This is a genomic window from Streptomyces phyllanthi (assembly GCF_009377205.1).
Taxonomy (GTDB): domain Bacteria; phylum Actinomycetota; class Actinomycetes; order Streptomycetales; family Streptomycetaceae; genus Streptomyces; species Streptomyces phyllanthi.
Map to the genome: position 1 here is coordinate 1 of NZ_VJZE01000523.1, position 5971 is coordinate 5971.

Here is a 5971-nt window from a genome sequence, read left to right on the forward strand (position 1 = left end):
GCCCCTGGTGGGGGCGGGAAACCGGCGGGTCCTGCCTAATGACCCGGTTCTGTCACGTCCGTAACGGATGTAACGAACCGGGGTTTTCGCAATCCAGAGGACAAAGCGCTCCGAAGGAAGGGCATACGGCCCGCAGGGTGCGGGCCGGACACTTCCCACGGGGGCACAGATGCGCAAGCAGGCAGTCATAGGCGTGCTGACGATGGCGGTGGCGGTCGGAACGGTCGGCGTCGTCGGTTCCGGGGCGTTCGGCGGCAGCGGGACGTCGCCCTCCGCGAGCGCCGTCGAGTCGAAGGCGCAGCTCGGCACCGCGTCGAAGGCGCTCGCAGGAAGCGGCCCGCGGGCCGTCGGGCTCACGCGGGACCAGCGGCTGGTCACGTTCCGGACGGACCGGCCCGGTGCCGTGATCCCGCTCGGCAAGGTCTTCGGGCTCAAGGGCGACACCATGCTCGTCGGCATCGACTACCGCGTCCAGAACAACAAGCTGTACGGCGTCGGCGACAAGGGCGGTATCTACACCCTCCGAGAGATCGGCGCCCGCGCCACCAAGGTCTCCCAGCTCACCGCTCCGCTCCAGGGCAAGTCCTTCGGAGTCGACTTCAACCCCGCCGCCAACCGGCTCCGGGTGATCAGCGACACCGGGCAGAACCTTCGCCACAACCTCGACGACCCGCAGGGCGCCCCCGCGGCCGGCATGACGGCCGTCGACGGCACCCTCACCAACCCGCCGGTGCCGCCCGCCACGACCGGTGCCACGGCCCAGGGGGTGACCGGAGCGGCGTACACGAACAACGACCTCGACGCCACGACGGCGACGACCCTCTTCGACCTCGACACCGCCCAGGACCAGGTGTCGGTCCAGTCGCCGGCGAACGCGGGCAACCTCGCGCCCACCGGCAAGCTCGGCGTAGACGTGCCGCCGAACAGCGGGTTCGACATCTACAGCTCGGCACGCAACGGCACGAACACCGGGTACGCCGTGACGGGCGACCGGGCGTTCCGGGTCAACCTCCTGACCGGCAGGGCGACGGCGACCGGTGCCTTCCCGTCCGGTCGGCAGGTCGTGGACCTGGCGATTCCGCTGAAGCAGGGGTGAGGCCGGCGAGGGGCTCCGCAGGAGCCTCGGCGGCTGCTGAGGCGCGACCCCTGACGCGTAACGGCTGATACATAGCGGCTGGCACATAGCGACTGACGCATGACAGCTGACAGATATTGAAATCTGTCAGCTGTCATGTCAGGGTGGAGGTACGTCATCCGTGGGTCCCCGCGTTCAGCGGCCCCACGGCTCACGGGACCCCAAGGAGCTCACATGCAAACCCGCCCCCTCGGCACCACCGGCCCCCAGGTCTCCGCTCTCGGCCTCGGCTGCATGGGCATGTCCGCGCTCTACGGCGAAGCGGACCGGGCCGAGTCCGTCGCGACGATCCACGCCGCGCTCGAAGCGGGCGTGACCCTGCTCGACACGGGCGACTTCTACGGCATGGGCCACAACGAGATGCTGATCGGTGAGGCCCTGCGCTCCGCCCCGGCGGCGCGGCGCGAACAGGCGCTCACCAGCGTCAAGTTCGGGGCCCTGCGCGGCCCGGACGGACAGTGGGCCGGGTACGACGGCCGGCCGGCCGCGGTCAGGAACTTCGCCGCGTACTCGCTCCAGCGCCTCGGCGTGGACCACATCGACGTCTACCGGATCGCCCGGGTCGACCCCGAAGTGCCGATCGAGGAGACGGTCGGCGCGATCGCGGAGCTGGTGGAGAAGGGATACGTACGGCACATCGGGCTGAGCGAGGCCGGCGCGGAGACGATCCGGCGCGCCGCCGCCACGGCGCCGATCGTGGACCTCCAGATCGAGTACTCGCTCAGCTCGCGCGGCATCGAGGACAGGATCCTGCCGACGACGCGCGAGCTGGGCATCGGCATCACGGCGTACGGGGTGCTGTCCCGTGGTCTGATCTCCGGGCACTTCACCGCCGACCGGCAGCTCGCCGCCAACGACTTCCGTGCGCACTCGCCCCGCTTCCAGGGCGAGAACCTCCGGCACAACCTCGGCCTCGTCGAGGCGCTGCGGAAGATCGCCGAACAGAAGGGCGTGAGCGTCGCCCAGATCGCGATCGCCTGGGTGCTCTCTCGCGGCGACGACATCGTGCCGCTGATCGGCGCCCGCCGCCGCGACCGGCTGACCGAGGCGCTGGGCGTCCTGGACGTCACCCTGGACGCGGCCGACCTGGCGGCCGTCGAGGACGCCGTGCCGGCCGGCTCCGCCGCGGGCGACCGCTACGCGGCGGCCCAGATGGCACACCTCGACAGCGAGCGCTGATCGCCCCTCCGGGTACGGTCTCCCTCATGGCCCCGACCCCGCAGATCCTGACCGCCGAGCGCATCCTCGAAGCGACCGAGGAGGTGCTGCGCCGCCACGGCCCCGCCAAGGCGACCGTGGTGGACGTGGCGCGGGCGCTCGGTGTCAGTCACGGCAGTGTCTACCGGCACTTCCGTACGAAGGCGGCGCTGCGGGAAGCGGTGACGAAGCGGTGGCTGGACCGCACGTCCGAGTCCCTCTCCGCCATCGTCGCCGAGGACCGGGACCCGGAGGCGCGGCTGCGCGACTGGTTCTCGGCCCTGTTCGCGGCCAAGCGCCGCAAGGCGGGCGACGACCCCGAGCTCTTCGCCACGTACATGGTGCTGACCGACGAGAACGGCGACGCCGTCGGCGAGCACATCGCAGATCTGGTCGGCCAGCTGAGGCGGATCGTCGAGGCGGGCGTCGCCGCCGGCACCTTCACCGCCGACGACCCGGGCACCACCGCCCGCGCCCTCTTCCACGCCTCACGCCGCTTCCACGACCCGCGCTACGCCCCCGAGTGGGAACAGCCCGGCACCGAGGACGACTTCCAGGCCGTGGTGGACCTGCTGCTGCGGGGCCTCAAGGCCTGACGGTCCCGGAGCTGCGGCGTCAGGCCACGCAGAACTCGTTTCCCTCGGGGTCCCGCATCACCCACCAGTGGCCCGCGGGGCCCTTGTCCACCTCGTTCACGCGGGTCGCCCCCAGGGACTCCAGACGGGAGACCAGCGTCTCGAGACCGTCCGGTTCGGCGTGGATGTCGATGTGGAGGCGGTTCTTCACCGTCTTCGGCTCCGGGACGTCCTGGAAGAGCAGGCGGCGGCCCTTTCCGATGCCGGTGAACGGGTCGTACGGGTCCTCGGGGTGGCGTACGGCGGCGTAGCCCCGGAAGACGCGGTGGCCGTTGTGCTCGGCGACCGCCGCCTCGGGCAGGTCGCCCGCCTTCAGCAGGTGGTCGATCAGCGGGGTGGCGTCCTCCACCTCGTATTCCAGCGCCGCGGCCCAGAAGTCCGCCAGTGTCTGTGCGTCCCGGGTGTCGACGACCAGCTTCCAGTTCAGTGCAGTCATGTAACCGGTTATATTGGTTACATGTGCTCGTCGTCCACCGTCCGGGGGTGTCGCGCGTGTCCGGGATGGTGATGCGGTCCCACTCCGGGAACGCCTACCGGTTCGATCCCGGCGCCCTGTGCCTCGAACTGCTCGTCACCGGAGGCCCGGGAGCCCTCCGGCGGTACGAGGTGCTCCACACACCCGCCGACCTGGTCGACTGGGCCGGGCGGTCCCGGCTCACGCCCACGCCCGCTCTGGACGTCACCGAGGCGGACGTGGCGTACGCCCGGCGGGTCCGTGACGCCCTGTGCCGTACGGCCGTCGCGCGGATCTGCGGGGAACTGCCCGAGCTCGGGATACCCGGCGGGAGCCGGGAGGACATCGGGCTCATCAACGAGGCGGCAGCCCGTCCGCCGCTGGTCCCCGCGATCGGCGACGGCGGGCGGCGCGTGTGGGCGGGGGTGGCCGACGGGTCCCGGCTCCTCTCCACCGTCGCCCGCGACGCCGTCGAGCTGCTCACCGGGCCGTACGCGGAGCGGCTCCGCATGTGCGCGGGTGAGCGCTGCTACCTCGTCTACGTCGACACCTCCCGGCCCGGCCGGCGTCGCTGGTGCTCCATGGAGCACTGCGGCAACCGTCACAAGGTGCGGGCGCTGCGCGTGCGCCGGGCCGGGGAGGTCGCCGAGGAAGCGCGGGAAGCACAGGGAGAACAAGGAGATCAGGGAGATCAGGGAGATCAGGGAGAAGGGTGATCGTTGTGCCTACCGGACTCACCAAGGACGCCGGATGGCAGATCGGCGTCTCGCGGACACTGGACCATGCCCCCTCGGCTGTATGGGAGTTCATCAGCGGCCCGGAAGGGCTGGCGCTCTGGCTCGGCCCCGGCGCGCGGCTCACGCCGGAGCGCGGGGCGCCGTACGAGACCGCCGCGGGCGTGGGCGGTGAGGTGCGCGGCTACCGGCCGGGCGACCGCATCCGCGTCACGTACGGCACCACCACCGTCCAGGTCACCCTCACCGCCGCCGCCGAGGGCCGCACCGTCCTCGGTCTTCACCAGGAGCGGATGGCGAGCGCCGAGGAGCGTGAGCGTCAACGCGCCCACTGGCGGCGGGTGATGGACCGTGTCGCCGCCGCGCTCGACGACCGGTACTGACGGCGATTCACGGTGGCGCGACCCGCCGGCGGCGCGAGCGCCGTAAGGTCACGCCGCCGTCGGGTCGACCGTCGCCTGGTGCTCCTCGGCGAGGTGCTCCTCCGCCTTCAGCCACGGCAGGAACTGCGCGCCCTTGCGCCAGCCGCACGTGTCGCATCTGATCGTGCGCTGAATGCCCGTGCGCTCGACCCGTACGGTGTGCTCGCGCCCGTGCTGGTCCCAGCGGGTCACCTTGCTCGTGTTGATCTCCAGCATGACGCCTCCTGGCGACGCTTGGCACTCCTGGGGTTGTTGAGCCTTCTTGTTCGCATGTGCAGCAAGGAGTGTGCAGCAAGACCAACATCAACAGGGTGTCTCGGGGCGGTGAGTTCCAACTCATCGGAGGGCTGGTCGATGGTGCACGGCAGACGCAGGCTCAGCGCCACCGTCAGCGCCGCCCCGGCGAGGAGTCCCGCGAGCGGATGGAGAAGCCGCACGCGATCGCATTGGAGCGGGAGGCTGTCGCCGGCTGACGGGCGGGGCCCGCTTCGAGCTCAACTCCCTTCTGATGTCGTGCTGTTGGGCCGGAATATGCCTTCCGGTTGTGCTGCTCCTGAGGATAGAGAAGGGAGAAGTGGTGGGGGAGTTGTGACGCGGCTGGTCAGGGGGGCCTCATGCGCATCCAGGTACTCGGGCCGGTCAACGTCTGGCGGGACGGAGTACCCCTCGCCCTCGGCTCGCCCCAGCGCCGTGCCGTCCTGGCCCTGCTGGCCGTGTCCCGGGGGCAGCGGCTGCCGTACTCCGGACTCGCGGACGCCCTGTGGGGCGAGCGGCCCCCGGCGAGCGCGCCGAACGTCATCCAGACCCACATCAAGCATCTGCGCCGGCTGCTGGAACCGGCACGGCCGCCGCGTGCCCCCAGCGCCGTGCTGCCGCGGCTCGGTGACGGGTACGCGCTGCGCGTTCCGTACGACGCCATCGATCTGATCGGCTTCCGGACCCTGGTCGCGTCGGCGGAGAGCGCGCGGCGGGACGGCGACGACGCGCGGGCCGCGGTCCTGCTGGCCGACGCCCTCACGCTGTGGCAGCAACCGCCGCTCGCCGACCTGCCGTTCCTCGCCGCCCACCCGGTGGTCGTCGCACTGGCCGGTGAGCGCCGTGGCGTGATCGCCCAGTACGGCGACGTCATGCTCGCGGCGGGAAAGGCCGCCGACGTCCTCCCCGTACTGGAGGAGGCCGCGGCGTCACACCCTCTGGACGAGGGCGCCCAGGCCCGCCTCATCCGGGCGTACGACGCGGTCGGTCGCCGCGACCAGGCCGTCGCGGTGTACCGGCACTGCCACCGCCGCCTGTCCGACGACCTCGGAGTCGACCCCGGCCCGGAACTCGCCGGTGCGTACGCGGCCGTCTTGCGCGGCGGTGCCGGGCGCGTGACGGTGGGGCAGGGGCAGGGG

Annotated in this window: 8 protein-coding genes; 6 read left to right on the forward strand and 2 right to left on the reverse strand. The window is 71.6% G+C overall.

Translation table 11 applies throughout. From position 1 onward, the window contains the following. Positions 1-169 precede the first annotated feature (169 nt). The 3 genes from FNH04_RS39865 (at position 170) to FNH04_RS39875 (ending at position 2928) form a co-directional block, all read left to right on the forward strand. Complete coding sequence (locus FNH04_RS39865; RefSeq protein WP_152790995.1) at positions 170-1096, forward strand: DUF4394 domain-containing protein; 927 nt, start codon at positions 170-172, stop codon at positions 1094-1096. Between the two features lie 213 nt (positions 1097-1309). Next, the gene (locus tag FNH04_RS39870; RefSeq protein ID WP_152790997.1) at positions 1310-2314 is read left to right on the forward strand and encodes an aldo/keto reductase; all 1005 of its coding nucleotides are present in this window, start codon (positions 1310-1312) and stop codon (positions 2312-2314) included. 26 nt (positions 2315-2340) lie between these two features. Continuing rightward, positions 2341-2928 (forward strand): TetR family transcriptional regulator, encoded by a 588-nt coding sequence (locus tag FNH04_RS39875; RefSeq protein ID WP_152790999.1) that lies wholly within the window; start codon positions 2341-2343, stop codon positions 2926-2928. Positions 2929-2947: 19 nt separating this feature from the next. Here FNH04_RS39875 and FNH04_RS39880 read toward each other — a convergent pair whose 3' ends face one another. After that, positions 2948-3403 (reverse strand): VOC family protein, encoded by a 456-nt coding sequence (locus FNH04_RS39880; protein WP_152791001.1) that lies wholly within the window; start codon positions 3401-3403, stop codon positions 2948-2950. Between the two features lie 65 nt (positions 3404-3468). Between FNH04_RS39880 and FNH04_RS39885 the strand changes: the two genes are divergently transcribed. Together FNH04_RS39885 and FNH04_RS39890 are read left to right on the forward strand one after the other, a co-directional pair. Next, positions 3469-4137 (forward strand): CGNR zinc finger domain-containing protein, encoded by a 669-nt coding sequence (locus tag FNH04_RS39885; RefSeq protein ID WP_152791005.1) that lies wholly within the window; start codon positions 3469-3471, stop codon positions 4135-4137. A 5-nt stretch (positions 4138-4142) separates the two neighbouring features. Beyond that, on the forward strand, positions 4143-4538 hold the full coding sequence (locus tag FNH04_RS39890; RefSeq protein ID WP_322725229.1) for an SRPBCC family protein: 396 nt from the start codon (positions 4143-4145) through the stop codon (positions 4536-4538). Between the two features lie 48 nt (positions 4539-4586). Here the strand turns inward: FNH04_RS39890 and FNH04_RS39895 are convergent, their stop codons facing one another. Further along, entirely contained in the window at positions 4587-4793 is a 207-nt protein-coding gene (locus tag FNH04_RS39895; RefSeq protein ID WP_152791003.1) for a hypothetical protein, read from the reverse strand. Between the two features lie 398 nt (positions 4794-5191). Here FNH04_RS39895 and FNH04_RS39900 point away from each other — a divergent pair. Continuing rightward, the coding region (locus FNH04_RS39900; protein WP_194236974.1) for an AfsR/SARP family transcriptional regulator at positions 5192-5971 on the forward strand (780 nt) is incomplete at its 3' end.